Here is a 16177-nt window from a genome sequence, read left to right on the forward strand (position 1 = left end):
TACGACTGTAATGTGTCGTCGCTGTTTCACCCAAGGTCCCGTGTGGATAAGTGATCCGATCGCAATCGGGGTGGAACCGGGTGTCAGGGCGCGGCATCCGGGAATCTTTCCCAGGCTCGCCGACTTAGAATCGAGTACGGAGCGTCACCATCGCACCGGCCGCCGTCGTCCACACCTACAGATCGCGCAGCGAGCGCAGGAGACTCCATGGAGCACAACGACCCCTTCGGCTTCGTCGGATTGACCTACGACGACATCCTGCTGCTTCCCGGGCACACCGATGTCATCCCCAGCGAGGCCGATACGTCGTCACGCGTGACCCGCCGCATCACCGTCGCCACTCCGCTGCTCAGCGCCGCGATGGACACGGTCACCGAGGCGCGCCTCGCGATCGCGATCGCGCGGGAGGGCGGCCTGGGCATCATCCACCGCAACCTCTCCATCGAGGATCAGGCGTCGATGGTCGACCGCGTGAAGCGCAGCGAGTCGGGCATGATCACCGACCCCATCACCACGACGCCGGACGCGACGATCGAAGAGGTCGACAACCTGTGCGCGACATACCGCATCTCGGGTCTGCCCGTGGTGGACGACGAGAACCGGCTCGTCGGGATCGTCACGAACCGCGACATGCGGTTCGTCTCGGGCTTCGAGCGTCAGACCACCAAGGTCCGCGACGTCATGACGAGCACGGACCTGGTCACGGGCAAGGTCGGCATCTCGGCGGGCGAGGTCATCGCTCTGTTCGCACAGCACCGCGTCGAGAAGCTGCCGCTCCTCGATGACGACGGCAAGCTCGCCGGCCTCATCACCATCAAGGACTTCGACAAGAGCGAGAAGTACCCCCTCGCCACCAAGGACGAGCAGGGCCGCCTCCGGGTCGGCGCCGCCATCGGCTTCTTCGGCGACGCCTGGCAGCGTGCCGAGGCGCTGCGCGACGCGGGCGTCGACGTCATCGTCGTCGACACGGCCAACGGCCAGTCCGCGGGCGTGATCGACATGGTCCGCCGCCTCAAGGCCGATGAGAGCTTCGCCCACATCGACGTCATCGGCGGCAATGTCGCGACCCGCGAGGGCGCGCAGGCGCTCATCGAGGCGGGCGTCGACGCGGTCAAGGTCGGCGTCGGGCCGGGCTCGATCTGCACCACGCGCATCGTCGCGGGCGTCGGCGTGCCGCAGGTCACCGCCATCTACGAGGCGTCGCTGGCCGCGCGGGAGGCCGGCATCCCGATCATCGCCGACGGCGGCCTGCAGTACTCGGGCGACATCGCGAAGGCCCTCGTCGCGGGCGCCGACACCGTGATGCTCGGCTCGCTCCTCGCCGGCACCGACGAGTCGCCGGGCGAGATCGTCTTCCAGGGCGGCAAGCAGTTCAAGTCCTATCGCGGCATGGGCTCCCTCGGGGCGCTGCAGACGCGCGGCAAGAAGACGTCGTACTCCAAGGACCGGTACTTCCAGGCGGACGTGCCCAGCGACGACAAGCTGATCCCCGAGGGCATCGAGGGTCAGGTCGCCTACCGCGGGCCGGTCTCCGCCGTTGCGTACCAGCTCGTCGGCGGCCTCCGTCAGTCGATGTTCTACGTCGGCGCCCGCACCATCGAGGAGCTCAAGGCCAAGGGCAAGTTCGTGCGCATCACGCCCGCGGGCCTCAAGGAGTCGCACCCCCACGATGTGCAGATCGTCGTAGAGGCGCCCAACTACAAGCGCTGACCCTCCCAGGACGGATGCCGCGGCACGCGCACTGCGCCCGGGCCGCGGCATCCGTCGTTTCCGGGGCATCTGCGCCGCTCGCGTCAGAACTCCACAGATCGGCCCTGAATCGCGGGCCGGCGGCACGTCGAGCTGCTCGATCAGCCGAATTCTGTGGAGTTTCGCCGGTCGGCCGCGCGACCGGAGCCGGCTCACGGGAGGCGGAAGGGCTCCGCGGCGCGGGCGGTGTCGTCGGTGGCGAGGTCGGCGAGCACGGCGCCGACCGCCGGCGTGAACTTGAAGCCGTGACCCGAGAAACCCGCACCCACGACGATGCGGCCACGGCGGTCGAGCACGAAGTCCTCGGAGTCGGTCGACGTATAGGTGCAGCTGATGGGCACCGCGGAGTCGGGGTCGAGGCCCGGGAACCACTCCGCCACGTACTCGCGCAGCGCCGCGGACTGCTCGGGAACCGGCCGGAACGTTCGCACGTCGGGGTCCACCACCGGGCCGACCTTGTGGAAGCCGACCTTCACGCCCTCGCCGGGCGCGGGCATGCCGTAGACGTTGCCGATCGCGCCCCGCTCCGCGTCGACGAAGTGGTTGAACGACGGCCACGCCGTGTCGGCCGCCCGCGGTGCGAAGTGCGCGGGGCTCTCCTCCGTCACGGTGAGGCGCGGCAGCGGGAAGACGGACGGAAGGATGCCGGGGGTCCAGGCGCCGGCCGTGACCACGACCGTGTCCGCCACGACCTGATAGCGCTCGCCGCCCGCCTCGATGTCGAGCGCGAGCCCTGCGGCCGTCTCGTCGAGCGTGAGGACGCGGTGCCCAAAGCGGACCTCGGCGCCACGGTCGCGCGCACCGCGTTCGAGCGCCTCGAGTGCGGCCTGGGCGCGCACCACGCCCGCGTCGGGCGTGAACAGCACCTCACCGTCGAACCGCATGCCGCTCCAGCGGCGGGCCGCCTCGCGCGCGTCGAGCACCTGCGCGCGCTCGCCGCGGGTGACGAGCGCCTCGTGCACGCGCGTGATCAGCGCGCCGTCGCCGTGCGTCGCCAGCCCGTGCAGCCGCAGCAGCGGCTCGCCGGTCGTGCGCGAGAGCTCATCCCACTCCGAGCGGGCGAGTGTCAGCAGGTCGAGGTAGTGGGCCGCGCCGTAGGCGTTGTTGAAGTTGCGGGTCGCACCGTGGGACGCCCCGCGCGTGTGGCCGCGCTCGAAGCGCTCGAGGGCGACGACCCGCCGCCCGCGGCGCGACAGCTGCCATGCCGTGGCGAGCCCCATCGCGCCCGCGCCGACGACGACGAACGGAATGCGCTCGGCCACGGATCCTCCAGGGTTTCGGGCGCCACTCACGTGGCGCGGAGCGGGGAACGGGCCGCGGCCGCGAGCCGCGGCATCCGTTTCCCGCTCTCCATCCTCCCTGAGCCGGGCTGAACGGGGCCGAGGCGGTGACGGAGTGTGACGCGCGCCACGCTCCCGGTGTCGCTACCCTGGCGCCATGATCAGGCAGCGGCAGCACCCGGCGGCGACGCAGCGCACCACCCGGCTCGAAGCCTTCACCGACGGCGTGTTCGCGATCGCGGCCACGCTGCTCGTGCTCGACCTCACCCAGTACTCGCTCGGCGACGTGGACTCCGACGCCGAGATGTGGGCCGCCGTCGGCGGCATGGGCGAACTCTTCCTGAACTTCGCGCTGAGCTTCGTGCTGCTGTGCCTCATGTGGATGGTGCACGTCCAGCAGTTCGAGCACGTCGCCCGCGTCGACGGGACCATGGTGTGGCTCAACAACGCCCGGCTGCTGTTCATCGTGCTCGTGCCGTTCGCGACGAATCTGACCACCGAGTACTCCGACTACCTCGCCGGGCGGCTCGCCATGCCCCTGACGTTCTTCCTCGCGATCCTGTTCAGCTGGCTGCAGTGGATGTGGGCGGTGAGCCGGCGCGAGATCATGCTCCCCGATATGACCCGAGAGGATGCCGTCGCCTACGGCCGCAGCTCGCTGAGCGCCCTGATCATCGCGGCGACGGTCGTGCTGCTCTCGCCGTGGATCGGCTCGCTGGCGTTCCTGCTCTTCTTCGTCGACCCATGGCTCACCCGCGCTTTGCGGGGCAAGGGCGTCTGAGCCCCAGCCCCGCACCAGCCTGCGGACTCAGCTCTTCACGAGCACGTCGGCGGCCTCGAACCCCTCGGCGGGGACCCCGTCGGTCGCGTTCTCCGCGGGCTCCGCTGCGGCGGGGGTGGCGGCATCCGTCGTTCCCTTTCCGGCGGGGAGCCACAGCGCCACGACCGTGGCGGCGAAGAGCACGGCGGCACCCGTGAACACGGCGGGCCGGGCGGCGTCGACGTAGAGGTCGGGCAGCAGCTCGCCGCCCGCGCTGACGAAGATGGCCGTCATCACGGCGGTGCCCAGGGAGACTCCGAGCTCGCGGACCGTGGAGTTCACGCCCGAGGCCTTGGCGTGGTCGATGAGTCCGAGGGTGGCCAGCAGCGCCGTGGCCGACGGCGCGAAGACGAGCGCCATGCCGACGCCGGCCATCAGGAAGGGCGCGATCAGGACGGGGTAGTCGAGGTCGGTCGACATGACGACGGCGATCCACGTGAGCGCGGCGCCCTGCAGTGCCAGGCCGAGCACCAGCAGGATGCGGGTGCCGACGCGCGGCGCCAGGATGCCGGCGATCGGGGCGACGACCATGGGCGCGAGGGTCCAGGGAGTGGTCTGCAGTGCGGCTTCGAAGGGCGTGGAGCCCTGCACGACCTGCAGGTACTGGATGAGGATGAACACCGCGCCGAACGTGCCGAAGCTAAACGCGAAGCCCACGATGTTGGTCAGCGAGAACGACCGGTCGCGGAAGAGACGCAGCGGCACGAGCGGAGCGCCGGCCCGCGTCTGCCACACGAGGAACGCCGCCACGAGCACGGCGCCGAGCACGATCTCGGCGATGACGCCCACCGAGTCCCAGCCGTCGTCGTTGCCGCGCACGATGGCGTGCACCAGGGCCAGCACGCCGGCGGCGGCGAGCACCGCCCCGGGCAGATCGATCCGGGCACGCAGGCCGAAGTCGTTGTTGAGCACGATCAGCGCGAGCGGGATGGCGACGATCGCGACGGGCACGTTGATCCAGAAGATCGCCTGCCAGTCCCAGCCCTCCATGATCGCTCCGCCGACGAGCGGGCCGACCGCCACGCCGAGGCCCGACACTCCGCCCCAGATGCCGATCGCGAGAGGGCGGCGTGCGGGCGGAACGGCGCCGCTGAGGAGCGCCAGCGACAGCGGCATGACGCCCGCGGCACCGAGCCCCTGCACGGCGCGGGCCGCGATGAGCTGACCGGGGTCGGAGCTGAGCGCCGCGAGCACCGACCCGGCGCCGAACACGGCGATGCCGATCGCGAAGAGCGTGCGACGGCCGAAGCGGTCGCCCAGCGCCGACGCGATGAGGATCGTGCCGGCGAAGGCCAGCGTGTACGCGTTGACGAACCACTGCAGCTCTTCGACGCTCGCACCCATCTCGGTATGGAGCACGGGGAGCGCGTTGGTCATGACGAGGTTGTCGAGCGTGGCCATGAACATCGGAAGGGATGCCGCGGCGAGCACGAGCGCGAACGGACGGGTCCGCCGGACCGTGGCGAGGGATGTGTCGGACATGCGTGGGCTCCGTTGTAATTGGATGATTACTTGATGGGAGACAATGTAGTAATCCACTGATTACAAAGTCAAGTCATTCGCTGATAACCTCTGGACATGAGTTCTGCGGCAATGGATGCGAGAGCCACGGTCGAGCGGGAGCCGACCGCCGAGACGGGGAGGCGGCTGTCGTCCGACGAGCGGCGGCGCCAGATCATCCAGGCCGCCCTCGCGGTGTTCGGGGCCCGCGGGTACGAGGGCGCGACGACCGACGAGGTCGCCCGGGCCGCGGGGGTCAGCCAGCCGTATGTCGTGCGGCTCTTCGGCACCAAGGAGAACCTCTTCCTCGCCGCGATCGAAGACGCGCTCGCCCGCATGCTCGCCGGGTTCCGCGCCGCGCTCGCCGACACCGACGCTCCGCGCGACCCCGGCATCACCGCCGAGAAGGCCGCCGCCACGCGCATCGGGCAGGCGTACGTCGACCTCATCGAGGTCAGGGGACTGCACCAGACGCTCGCGCACGCCTACCTGCTGGGGAGCCATCCGGTGATCGGCGCCGCCGCCCGCAAGGGCTTCGCGACGGTCTGGCGATTCTTCCGCGACGAGATGGGACTCGACGCCGACGAGGCCCGGGCGTTCATGGCCGAGGGCATGCTGATCAGCACCATGATCGGCCTGCGCATCGTCGACGACTACGGCTCCGATCCGCAGATCACCGAGCTCTTCCGCTCCTGCTTCCCGACCGAGCTGCCCCACGTGCTCGACGTGCTGCCGCGGGGCACCGACCGCTTCTAGCGGTGACGGATGCCGCGCCCTGGCCCCCGCCGGACGCGCGGCGTAGGGTCGGCTGCATGTGCCGGAACATCCACACGCTCCACAACTTCGAACCCGCGGCATCCTCCGAAGAGGTGCACGCCGCGGCGCTGCAGTACGTGCGCAAGATCGCGGGCACCACGAAACCCTCGAAGGCGAATCAGGAGGCGTTCGACCGCGCCGTCCACGAGATCTCGCACATCACCCAGCACCTGCTGGAAGACCTCGTCGCGACGGTGCCGCCGAAGAACCGGGAGGTCGAGGCGGCCAAGGCGCGAGAGCGGGCGATCAGGTCGGGCCGCTACGCGGTCGCCTGATCCGCGCACCGGCCCCGACACCGGCCGATCCGGGCCCGGGAGGCCTGCCGGGTAGGCTGGGGGCGTGAGCATGGACATCGAACTCGGCCGCTCCAAGCGCGCGCGCCGCGCCTACTCGTTCGACGACATCGCCGTGGTGCCCTCGCGGCGCACGCGCAACCCCGAGGACGTCTCGACGACCTGGACGATCGACGCGTTCAGCTTCGACATCCCGGTGCTGGGAGCGCCGATGGACTCGGTGGTGAGCCCGCAGACCGCGATCATGCTCGGTCAGCTCGGCGGCCTGGGCGTGCTCGACCTCGAAGGCCTGTGGACCCGCTACGACGACCCCGAGCCGCTGCTCGCCGAGATCGCCGGTCTCGAGAAGGCTGCCGCGACCCGCCGCATGCAGGAGCTGTACGCCGAGCCCATCAAGCCCGAGCTCGTGCGCGACCGCCTGGCGGAGATCCGCGCGGCCGGCGTGACAGTGGCGGGCGCGCTCACCCCGCAGCGCACGCAGGAGCTCTACGAGACCGTCGTCGCCGCGGGCGTCGACCTCTTCGTGATCCGCGGCACCACGGTGTCGGCCGAGCACGTGTCGTCGGTCGACCAGCCCCTCAACCTCAAGAAGTTCATCTACGACCTCGATGTTCCCGTCATCGTCGGCGGCGCCGCGACCTACACCGCGGCCCTGCACCTCATGCGCACCGGCGCGGCGGGCGTGCTCGTAGGATTCGGCGGGGGCGCGGCATCCACCACTCGCGCCACGCTCGGCCTCCACGCACCGATGGCGACCGCCGTCGCCGACGTCGCCGGCGCGCGCCGCGACTACCTCGACGAGTCGGGCGGCCGCTACGTGCACGTCATCGCCGACGGCGGCGTCGGAACCTCCGGCGACATCGTCAAGGCGCTGGCGATGGGCGCCGACGCGGTTATGCTCGGTGTCGCGCTGGCACGGGCGACGGATGCCCCGGGCCGGGGCTTCCACTGGGGACCCGAGGCGCACCACTCCAAGCTCCCGCGCGGCCGCCGGGTGAAGGTCGACCAGGTCGCCTCGCTCGAGGAGATCCTGTACGGCCCGGCACCTGTCGCCGACGGCACGGCCAACCTCATCGGTGCCCTGCGCAAGTCGATGGCGACGACCGGGTACTCCGACCTCAAGGAGTTCCAGCGCGTCGAGGTAGTCGTCGCGCCGTACGCCGCAGGATGACGGATGCCATGACCGACCCTTCGACGGGCTCAGGGACCGGGGCATCGGGCGAGCCGGACTCCGTGGCTGCCGACCGCGACCCAGCGGCTGACGAGCTCATCGAAGCGTTCCCCCCGACGCTGCGCGAGGTGATGCTGCGACCGCGCTGGATCGGGATGCTGCTGCTGTGCCTCGTCGTCGCGGGAGTGTTCGCGTGGCTCGGGCAGTGGCAGCTGGGTCGCGCGCTGCAGACGAATCCGGTGCCGCCGGGCGCGACCGAAGAGGTGCAGCCGATCGGCGACGTCGCGGGCCCGGGGGAGTACCTCCCGGAGCCCCTCGTCGGGCAGCGCGTCCAGACGACCGGCACGTGGGTTCCCGGCGACTTCCTCATCGTGTCCTCGCGCTTCAACGAGGGTGTCGAGGGCTACTGGGTGACGGGACAGCTGCGCCTCGAGCCCGACCAGACCGAGACCGACGGTCCGGTCTCCGTCGGGGTCGCGCTCGGCTGGGCCGCCACCGAGCGCGACGCGCGTGCGGCCATCGACCGGCTGGAGGAGGAGGCATCCGGAGCCGAACCCGTCGACGTGACGGGCCGTCTGATCTCGGACGAAGGGCCCCTGCCGCCTTCGCCCCGTGAGGACCCGCAGACGATGACCCGGATGTCGCCGGCCGCGCTGCTCGGGCGGTGGCACGACGTCGGCGGGCTGTCGGTGTATCGCCCGTACCTGGCATCGTCGGAAGCTTTCGGCGGCCTCGAGCCGATCTCGTCGCCGGCGCCGGGCGAGGGCCCGGGCCTGAACTGGCTCAACATCTTCTACGCCGTCGAATGGGCGGTCTTCGCGGGCTTCGCGTTCTACCTCTGGTACCGGCTCGCCAGGGACGCCTGGGAGAAGGAGCTGGAAGACTTCGAGGATGCCGCGGCCGAAGGAGCCGCGCACCCCTGAGCCCGGAATCCGGGCACGGCGCCCCGGGTAGACTGGGGGTCATGCCCCGCGCCCCGAAGCTCGCTTCCTTTCCGGCGATCCGCGGAGCCCTGAAGTTCTACCAGATCTGCTCGGTCATCACCGGCACGATGCTGCTGCTGCTGGTGGCCGAGATGATCGTCAAGTACGCGGTCGGCTACGAGCTGTTCCTCGGTGGTTCCGGCGGGTTCCTGTGGTTCGCCCCGGTCGTCGAGACCGCCTCCGGCCTCGAGTCGACCGGCGACGGGTTCAACCTGTCGCTCGGCATCCTCGTCGCCCACGGGTGGTTCTACGTCGTCTACCTGATCTCGTGCTTCCGCGTGTGGAGCCTCATGCGCTGGAACCTCCTGCGTCTCGCCCTGCTCGCCGCCGGCGGCATCGTCCCCCTCCTGTCGTTCTTCATGGAGGCGCGCGTGGGCCGCGAGGTCAAGACCTACCTGGCCGGGCGCGAGGCGTCCGAGCTGCACTCCCGCGCCGAACACTCGTCCCTCACTCAGGCCATCCCGACGGAGAACAAGCGTTGACCCAGCAGACCGAGACCTCCCAGCGTCCCGTCCTCGTCGTCGACTTCGGCGCCCAGTACGCACAGCTGATCGCGCGCCGGGTGCGCGAGGCCGGCGTGTACAGCGAGATCGTGCCGCACACCGCCAGCGCCGCCGACATCGCGGCGAAGAACCCGGTCGGCATCATCCTGTCGGGCGGCCCGTCGTCGGTGTACGAAGAGGGGGCTCCCGCCCTCGACACCGACGTGTTCGACCTCGGCGTGCCGACGCTGGGCATCTGCTACGGCTTCCAGGTGATGGCGCAGGCGCTCGGGGGCGAGGTCGCCAACACCGGCCTGCGCGAATACGGGGCGACGGATGCCGCGGTCACCGGTGACGGCGGCGTGCTGCTGGGCGGGCAGCCGGTCGATCAGAACGTGTGGATGAGCCACGGCGACCAGGTGTCCCGCGCCCCCGACGGCTTCGAGGTGCTGGCATCGACCGGCGCGACGCCGGTGGCCGCGTTCGGCAGCGACGAGCGCCGCCTCTACGGCGTGCAGTGGCATCCGGAGGTCAAGCACTCCGATTACGGCCAGCACGTCATCGAGAACTTCCTGCACAAGGCCGCGGGTCTTCCCGCCGACTGGAACAGTGGCAACGTCATCGCCGAGCAGGTGGAGAAGATCCGTGCGCAGGTCGGCTCGGGCCGGGTCATCTGCGGCCTCTCGGGCGGCGTCGATTCCGCCGTCGCGGCCGCGCTCGTGCACAAGGCCGTCGGTGACCAGCTGGTCTGCATCTTCGTCGACCACGGCCTGCTGCGTAAGGGCGAGCGGGAGCAGGTCGAGCAGGACTACGTCGCCTCGACCGGCGTGCGCCTGGTGACGATCGACGCCCGCGAGCGCTTCCTCACCGCGCTGGCCGGTGTCAGCGACCCCGAGCAGAAGCGCAAGATCATCGGGCGCGAGTTCATCCGCACCTTCGAGCAGGCCGAGGCCGCGCTCGTCGCGGAGGCCGAGGCCGATGGCCAGCCGATCCGCTTCCTCGTGCAGGGCACCCTCTACCCCGACGTCGTCGAGTCGGGCGGCGGCACCGGCACGGCGAACATCAAGTCCCATCACAACGTGGGCGGGCTGCCGGAAGACCTGCAGTTCGAGCTCGTCGAGCCGCTGCGCACCCTCTTCAAGGACGAGGTGCGAGCCATCGGCCGCGAGCTCGGCCTTCCCGAGGTGATCGTCGCCCGCCAGCCGTTTCCGGGCCCCGGCCTCGGGATCCGGATCGTGGGCGAGGTCACCGCTGACCGCCTCGAGATTCTGCAGGACGCCGACGCCATCGCCCGCGAGGAACTGACGCGTGCCGGGCTCGACGGCGAGATCTGGCAGTGCCCCGTCGTGCTGCTCGCCGACGTGCGCTCGGTGGGCGTGCAGGGCGACGGCCGCACGTACGGGCACCCGATCGTGCTGCGCCCGGTCTCGTCGGAAGACGCGATGACGGCCGACTGGACGCGTCTTCCCTACGACGTGCTGTCGCGCATCTCGAACCGCATCACCAACGAGGTGCGCGAGGTCAACCGGGTGGTGCTCGACGTCACGTCGAAGCCCCCGGGGACCATCGAATGGGAGTGACGCTCTCGCTGCCCGACGCCGACTACGTGCTGGTCGGCAGTCGCATCGCCCTCGGTCTGGACGGCGGGTTCGCGGTCGCGGTGCCTGCGAGACTGCGGCTGCTCGAGGCGTCCGGTGCCCCGGAGCCGTTGATGCTGAGCGTCGACGGCCAGCCGCCCGAGGCTCACGCAGCACAGCGTCAGGCCTTCGTCGACGGCGGCCATGTGCCCGATGCCTCTCGCGTCCGCAACCTCTTCGACGAGATCGCCGCCGACCCGTCGTGGCTCTTCGCCGCCGGCGAACCGGCGGGCGACGCGTCGCATCCGGGGGAGCATCGGGTCGTGACGGATGCTGCGGGCCACCCGATCGTGTCGCTGCCGGTCTTCCGCGACGACCCCACCTGGCATCTCACGGATGCGCCGATCGTCGTGCATGCGCCGGAGGGCGACCGCGTGCTGCGCGGATTCCGCAGTCTGTACGCGGCGTGGCTGACGCACATCGCCGAGGAGCGCCGCCGGGCGGCGGGCGACCCCGACCGCATGCTCGTCGTGATCTTCGAGTCGCGCCAGATCGGCGAGGCGATGGTGGCGTGGGCCGACCCGCGGGTCCGCCTCGTGCACACGGTGCACAATTCTCACCTGCCCGAGCCGCACGACGACCCCGATCTGCCGGTGACGGGCATGTGGCGGCGCTGGCTCTCGACCCTGGACCGCTACGACGCCGTGCTCTGGCCCACCGCGGCGCAGCGCGACGAGGTGGCGGCCCGCTGGGGCGACCCCGGCACGTTCCACGTCGTGCCGAGCACCATCGAGCTCGGCACCGAGCCGCCGGATGCGGCATCCCGCGACCCCCGCCGGGTCGTGATGCTCAACCGGCTCGCACCGCAGAAGCGAGTGGATCTGGCCATTCGTGCCTGGCAGCGGGTCGTCGAGCAGGTGCCCGACGCGCGCCTCGATGTCTACGGAGAGGGTCCGCTGCGAGACGATCTTCAGGGGCTGATCGACGAACTCGGGCTCGCGGCTTCCGTCACTCTCCATGGGGCGACGGCGGAGCGCGATGCGGTCTTCGACCGCGCGGCGCTGTTCGTCACCTCGACGGCGTTCGAGGGACAGGGCCTATCGATCGCCGAGGCACTGGCCCGCGGTCTTCCCGTGGTCTCGTTCGATGCTCGCTACGGCCCGCGAGAGGCGATCGGCGATGCGGGGATCGTCGTGCGTCCGGGCGACGTCGACGGCTTCGCGGACGCGATCGTCGCTCTGCTGCGGGACGACGAGCGCCGCGCGCAGCTGTCGGTGCGGGCCCGCCGCGCCGCCGCGGCCTTCGCCGCAGACGCGGTGCGTCCAGCGCTCGTCGCCGCGCTTCGTGCCGCGGTCGCGAACCCCTCCCGCCGGGCACCCGCGGAAGGCGCTCGGGCGCCGATGGAACGCTGACGGCGTCGGGGAACCACCTGAAGTGGTCGCGGCCGCATCGGGGTTCGCGCCCATCGCCGGCCACCGGTGTGGGCTGAGGCCTCCTCACACCGCCATCGAACTTCACGTCCGCGACGTCGCGGAGTCGGACCTTCTCAAAACCCCGATGAACTTCCGGTTCACGCAGTCGAGGAGCTGTGTGAACCGGTTGTTCATCGGCCTATAGGGGGCGGGTCGGCGGCTCGGGACCCGCCGGTTCAGGCAGTCGAGGAGTTGTGTGAACCGGAAGTTCATCGGCCTATAGGGGGAGGGTCGGCGGCTCGGGACCCGCCGGTTCAGGCAGTCGAGGAGCTGTGTGAACCGGTAGTTCATCGGCCTATAGGGGGAGGGTCGGCGGCTCGGGACCCGCCGGTTCAGGCAGTCGAGGGGGGCTGTGTGAACCGGTAGTTCATCGGCGTATAGGGGGAGGGTCGGCGGCTCGGGACCTGCCGGTTCAGGCAGTCGAGGGGGGCTGTGTGAACCGGTAGTTCATCGGCGTATAGGGGGAGGGTCGGCGGCTCGGGACCTGCCGGTTCAGGCAGTCGAGGAGCTGTGTGAACCGGTAGTTCATCGGCCTATAGGGGGAGGGTCGGCGGTCTGCGACACGCCGGCGCGGCAGGTGGCGCCGGTCGCCGAATCAGCGGACCCCGGCCGGCGGGCGCCGGTGGGCGCGCCGCGCCGAATCTGCGGGCGCCGAATCAGCGCGCGCCTGGTGCACCGGGCCAGACCTTGCCCTCCCAGGGGTCGTAGTCGGCGATGAGCGCCTCTTGCGGCGGCCGGTCGGCCTCCGCCACGTGCTGCAGGTTGACCCGCACGCGGTACCAGAGAGAGCTCGACCCACGCATGCCGTCGATCATGATGTCGGCCGGGTGCAGCTGCTTCGCGACCTCCTTGTGCGCGCCCATCCATTTGTCGAGGGCGACCACGGACTGGTGCCTGGTCTTGGTGCGGGCCACCTCGATCAGCGGCATCGTCGACTGTCGGCGGCCGGAACCGTCGCCGCCGCGCGGCGGCTTCTCGGCAGGACCCAGTTCATCGGCGAGACGGAGGAGCCCGTCGAGCGTGCCGACCGCGTCGTCGATGCCCGCGTGTGGATCTCCCACGTCGGCATAGCGCGCGGGCACCGTGAGAACCGTGAACTCCTCGGGCCGCCGGTCGCGGACCTCGTCCCAGTCCAACGGCGTCGAGACGCGGGCGTCGGGCAGGGGGCGGATCGAGTACGCGGAGGCCACCGTGCGGTCCTTCGCGTTCTGGTTGAAGTCGACGAACACGCTCTCGCCGCGCTCCTCCTTCCACCACCGCGCGGTCGCGAGCCCCGGAGCGCGGCTCTCGACCTCACGGGCCAGCGTCTCGGCGGCCACGCGAACCTGCTTGTAGTCCCACTGCGGCGAGATGCGGACGAGGATGTGCATGCCACGGGAGCCGCTCGTCTTCGGCCAGCCCACCAGCCCGACATCGTCGAGCACCTCGCGGGCGACGAACGCGACGTCCACGATCTGCGACCAGTCCACGCCCGGCATGGGGTCGAGGTCGATGCGCAGCTCGTCAGGGCGGTCCAGATCCTCCGCGCGGACGGGATGCGGGTTGAGATCGAGGCACCCGAGGTTGATCACCCACGCCAGGCCCGCAGCATCCCGGATCACCGCCTCCTCCGCCGACGTGCCCCGCGCGTAGTGCAGCGTCGCCGTGTCGACGAAGTCCGGGTGGTTCTCGGGCACGCGCTTCTGGAAGAACGGCTCGGCGTCGATGCCCTTCGGGAACCGCTTGAGCACCATCGGGCGCCCGCCCGCACCGCGGAGGGCGCCCTCGGCAACCGCCAGGTAGTACCGGACGATGTCGAGCTTGGTGATACCCGGCTCGGGGAACACGATCTTTCCCGGACTCGAGATGCGCACCTCGTGACCGTCGATCTCGAGCATCTCGGCTTCCGGCTTCGAGGGCGTCATCTTGCCACGCTAGCGACGGCCGGTGACAGAGGCCAGGGGCCGGGTCCGAGGGGGCCCTTCGGGCTCACAGCGACAGCAGCCCGTGCACGAGCAGCCACAGGGCGAACGCCAGCGACGCCCCGGCGGCGATCGAGAGCATGACGAGGTGTCCGGTCGAGCCGTCCTTCACGATCCAGGCCTGCACCACGCGGGCGGTGAGCACGAGGCCCATCGCGAGGCCCGTGAAGGGCAGCAGCAGCAGTGGCCACGTCTGCGGCGGCAGCCCGAACGCGAGGATCAGCGGCTCCGTCGTGGCCAGGATCGCTGCCAGTCCCGCCACGAACGCGAGATCGAGGCCCGCCGCGAGCGTGGCGGTCAGCACGGCACCCGTCGGCGCCGTACCCCGGCGGCGGACCAGCCACGCGAGGCCGTAGCCGACGCCGTAGACGACGGTGGCTGCGAGCAGGAGCAGGATGAGGAGGCCCGAGCCGGCGCGCAGGGGATCGGGTCCGGTGAGCACATCCCGGTTCAGCCGGTACACCGCCGAGGTCGGATGGATGTCGTGGGTGGTAAGGAAGTCGGTGGGGGCCATCCTGCCCGTGCAGGACGCGTCGGGCGATGTCGTCGGGTCTCGGAGGAACGCGGCAGCCATTGTCGACGGGCAGGGGTCGACCCAGGTCGACCAGACGGAGCCGTGACCCATCGTGGGGAAGAACGCGAGAGTGCCGTGCGAGAGACTCGCCACCGCTGCCTCGCCCCAGGAGCGCGGCGTGATCGGGTCGTAACCACCGGTGGTGACCAGGGTCGGGATGTCGCTGGCGACGGGTGCGTTCTCCTGCTCGGACGCCGCCGGCACCGACCACACGAGACAGTCCTCCGGGATCGACTCTGCGTCCTTGTAATGGCGAAGCAGGGGATCGGTGCCGAGGTTGGCGGCGAGGCGCTCGGGATCGTGGAAGGGCACCTCCTCGGCACACTCGATCGACAGCCGCAGACCCTCGTTCAGCGTGCCGGACCGGTCGACGTTCTGCTGTGCGAGCGGCAACAGGACGTCGGTGTCGCCGGCGGCGAGCTCGTCGATCACGAACGGCAGCGCCCGCACGATGTCGGGGTCGTAGAGCGCCTGGAAGAGTCCCTGCGTGATGTCGCCGTCGTCGATGGACACGGTGAACGCCGGTCCACCTCCCGGATCCTGCACCCGCACGACGTACGGCTCGCGCCCGGCCCGCTCCAGAACCGCCATGAGGCTGTCTTCGAGATCCGGGTAGCTGTCGCCGCAGTCCCTGGCCTCCCGGCAGGCGCCCAGCAGCGCGTCGACCGCTCCGACGTAGCCCAGCGGCTGGTCGGCGAACGAATCGAGCTGCGGGGGATACGGGCCGTCGAGGATCACCGCACGCAGCCCCGCGGGCTGGTCGCGCATGGTCGTGAGTGCGAGCCGCGAGCCGTACGAGACGCCATACAGGTTCCACTGGTCGTACCCGAACGCCGCACGCAGGTCGGCGAGGTCGGCCGCGGCCGCAGCACTCGTGTAGGCCGCGAGGTCGGCTCCGGCTTCGGCCAGCCGGTCATGGCAGGCCTGCACGTGCGCATCCCGCTCCGCGCGGTCGGAGTCGTTCAGAGCGCCGTTCACGACGAACTCCGCGAGGTCGAGCTCGGGGCAGTCGAGCGAGGGGGCCGACAGCGCGTCGCCGCGCTGCTCGACGACGATCACGTCGCGTTCCGCGGTGGCCCAGTCCGCGTACTCGAGCCAGTAGTTCAGGGACTGCAGGCTGCCGCCGCCCGGCCCGCCAGAGGTGGGGAAGACGAGCGGGTCCGGAGCGGGCGACTTCGCGGTGCTCGCGATCACGGCGTAGGGCAGCTCGATCACGCGGGCAGGGTCCGCGCCCTCACCTCGGCGCTCGGGCACGGTCAGCACCCCGCACTTCACGCGGCCGGCCTGCCCGGCGGGGATCTCGACCGGACAGGCGGATGCTTCGCCGCCCGGTCCGGGCGCGGTGTCCGCGTGCGCAGCGGGCGTGGCGAGGACTCCGGAGACGAGGCAGACCAGGCCCGCCAGTGCGCCGCCGGCGAAGCGTCGGAGCCGCCGCGCCGGCTTGGCTGCCTGGATCATGCCGCAACTCTAGGGTCAGCCGTGCATCGCCAGAAAGAGCG

At 70.8% G+C, this 16177-nt stretch carries 13 protein-coding genes; 9 read left to right on the plus strand and 4 right to left on the minus strand.

Going from position 1 to position 16177, the window contains the following annotated elements; genetic code table 11:
* Positions 1-207: 207 nt before the first annotated feature.
* Complete coding sequence (gene guaB, locus ACN9MP_RS03790; protein WP_426323987.1) at positions 208-1710, plus strand: IMP dehydrogenase; 1503 nt, start codon at positions 208-210, stop codon at positions 1708-1710.
* A gap of 191 nt (positions 1711-1901) precedes the next feature.
* On the opposite strand, the gene ACN9MP_RS03795 is transcribed toward guaB, so the two are convergent.
* Positions 1902-3011 carry an FAD-dependent oxidoreductase gene (locus tag ACN9MP_RS03795; RefSeq protein ID WP_426323988.1) on the minus strand — a complete coding sequence of 370 codons (1110 nt, stop codon included), beginning with the start codon at positions 3009-3011 and terminating at the stop codon, positions 1902-1904.
* 175 nt (positions 3012-3186) lie between these two features.
* On the opposite strand from ACN9MP_RS03795, the gene ACN9MP_RS03800 reads away from it, so the two are divergent.
* Entirely contained in the window at positions 3187-3810 is a 624-nt protein-coding gene (locus tag ACN9MP_RS03800) for a TMEM175 family protein (RefSeq protein ID WP_426323989.1), read from the plus strand.
* Between the two features lie 27 nt (positions 3811-3837).
* Here ACN9MP_RS03800 and ACN9MP_RS03805 read toward each other — a convergent pair whose 3' ends face one another.
* Positions 3838-5331 (minus strand): MFS transporter, encoded by a 1494-nt coding sequence (locus ACN9MP_RS03805; protein WP_426323990.1) that lies wholly within the window; start codon positions 5329-5331, stop codon positions 3838-3840.
* Positions 5332-5427: 96 nt separating this feature from the next.
* Here ACN9MP_RS03805 and ACN9MP_RS03810 point away from each other — a divergent pair, with 96 nt between their 5' ends.
* The 7 genes from ACN9MP_RS03810 to ACN9MP_RS03840 all read left to right on the plus strand — a co-directional run bounded on the left by ACN9MP_RS03810 (position 5428) and on the right by ACN9MP_RS03840 (position 12083).
* The gene (locus ACN9MP_RS03810) at positions 5428-6105 is read left to right on the plus strand and encodes a TetR/AcrR family transcriptional regulator (RefSeq protein ID WP_426323991.1); all 678 of its coding nucleotides are present in this window, start codon (positions 5428-5430) and stop codon (positions 6103-6105) included.
* A 56-nt stretch (positions 6106-6161) separates the two neighbouring features.
* A complete protein-coding gene (locus ACN9MP_RS03815; protein WP_426323992.1) occupies positions 6162-6440 on the plus strand; it encodes a DUF2277 domain-containing protein in 279 nt (92 codons plus the stop codon).
* 70 nt (positions 6441-6510) lie between these two features.
* Entirely contained in the window at positions 6511-7629 is a 1119-nt protein-coding gene (locus ACN9MP_RS03820; protein WP_426326187.1) for a GuaB3 family IMP dehydrogenase-related protein, read from the plus strand.
* Between the two features lie 131 nt (positions 7630-7760).
* A complete protein-coding gene (locus ACN9MP_RS03825; protein ID WP_426326189.1) occupies positions 7761-8552 on the plus strand; it encodes an SURF1 family protein in 792 nt (263 codons plus the stop codon).
* A gap of 41 nt (positions 8553-8593) precedes the next feature.
* Entirely contained in the window at positions 8594-9094 is a 501-nt protein-coding gene (locus tag ACN9MP_RS03830; protein ID WP_426323993.1) for a DUF3817 domain-containing protein, read from the plus strand.
* A complete protein-coding gene (guaA, locus tag ACN9MP_RS03835) occupies positions 9091-10674 on the plus strand; it encodes a glutamine-hydrolyzing GMP synthase (protein ID WP_426323994.1) in 1584 nt (527 codons plus the stop codon). The genes ACN9MP_RS03830 and guaA overlap by 4 nt, the downstream gene beginning before the upstream one ends.
* Positions 10671-12083, plus strand: a complete 1413-nt coding sequence (locus ACN9MP_RS03840) for a glycosyltransferase (RefSeq protein WP_426323995.1) — start codon at positions 10671-10673, stop codon at positions 12081-12083. The genes guaA and ACN9MP_RS03840 overlap by 4 nt, the downstream gene beginning before the upstream one ends.
* A 716-nt stretch (positions 12084-12799) precedes the next feature.
* Here the strand turns inward: ACN9MP_RS03840 and ligD are convergent.
* Together ligD and ACN9MP_RS03850 are read right to left on the minus strand one after the other, a co-directional pair.
* A complete protein-coding gene (gene ligD, locus ACN9MP_RS03845; RefSeq protein WP_426323996.1) occupies positions 12800-14047 on the minus strand; it encodes a non-homologous end-joining DNA ligase in 1248 nt (415 codons plus the stop codon).
* Between the two features lie 64 nt (positions 14048-14111).
* Positions 14112-16136 (minus strand): alpha/beta fold hydrolase, encoded by a 2025-nt coding sequence (locus ACN9MP_RS03850; RefSeq protein WP_426323997.1) that lies wholly within the window; start codon positions 16134-16136, stop codon positions 14112-14114.
* Positions 16137-16177 lie beyond the last annotated feature (41 nt).

This window comes from Microbacterium sp. E-13 (assembly GCF_049912955.1).
Classification (GTDB): domain Bacteria; phylum Actinomycetota; class Actinomycetes; order Actinomycetales; family Microbacteriaceae; genus Microbacterium.

Coding starts and splice junctions, on each gene's coding strand:
- ACN9MP_RS03850 (WP_426323997.1), bottom strand. CDS start 16,136: ATGATCCAGGCAGCCAAGCCGGCGCGGCGGCTCCGACGCTTCGCCGGC.
- ligD (WP_426323996.1), bottom strand. CDS start 14,047: ATGACGCCCTCGAAGCCGGAAGCCGAGATGCTCGAGATCGACGGTCAC.
- ACN9MP_RS03825 (WP_426326189.1), top strand. CDS start 7,761: ATGCTGCGACCGCGCTGGATCGGGATGCTGCTGCTGTGCCTCGTCGTC.
- ACN9MP_RS03805 (WP_426323990.1), bottom strand. CDS start 5,331: ATGTCCGACACATCCCTCGCCACGGTCCGGCGGACCCGTCCGTTCGCG.
- ACN9MP_RS03800 (WP_426323989.1), top strand. CDS start 3,187: ATGATCAGGCAGCGGCAGCACCCGGCGGCGACGCAGCGCACCACCCGG.
- ACN9MP_RS03810 (WP_426323991.1), top strand. CDS start 5,428: ATGAGTTCTGCGGCAATGGATGCGAGAGCCACGGTCGAGCGGGAGCCG.
- ACN9MP_RS03830 (WP_426323993.1), top strand. CDS start 8,594: ATGCCCCGCGCCCCGAAGCTCGCTTCCTTTCCGGCGATCCGCGGAGCC.
- guaB (WP_426323987.1), top strand. CDS start 208: ATGGAGCACAACGACCCCTTCGGCTTCGTCGGATTGACCTACGACGAC.
- ACN9MP_RS03815 (WP_426323992.1), top strand. CDS start 6,162: ATGTGCCGGAACATCCACACGCTCCACAACTTCGAACCCGCGGCATCC.
- ACN9MP_RS03820 (WP_426326187.1), top strand. CDS start 6,511: ATGGACATCGAACTCGGCCGCTCCAAGCGCGCGCGCCGCGCCTACTCG.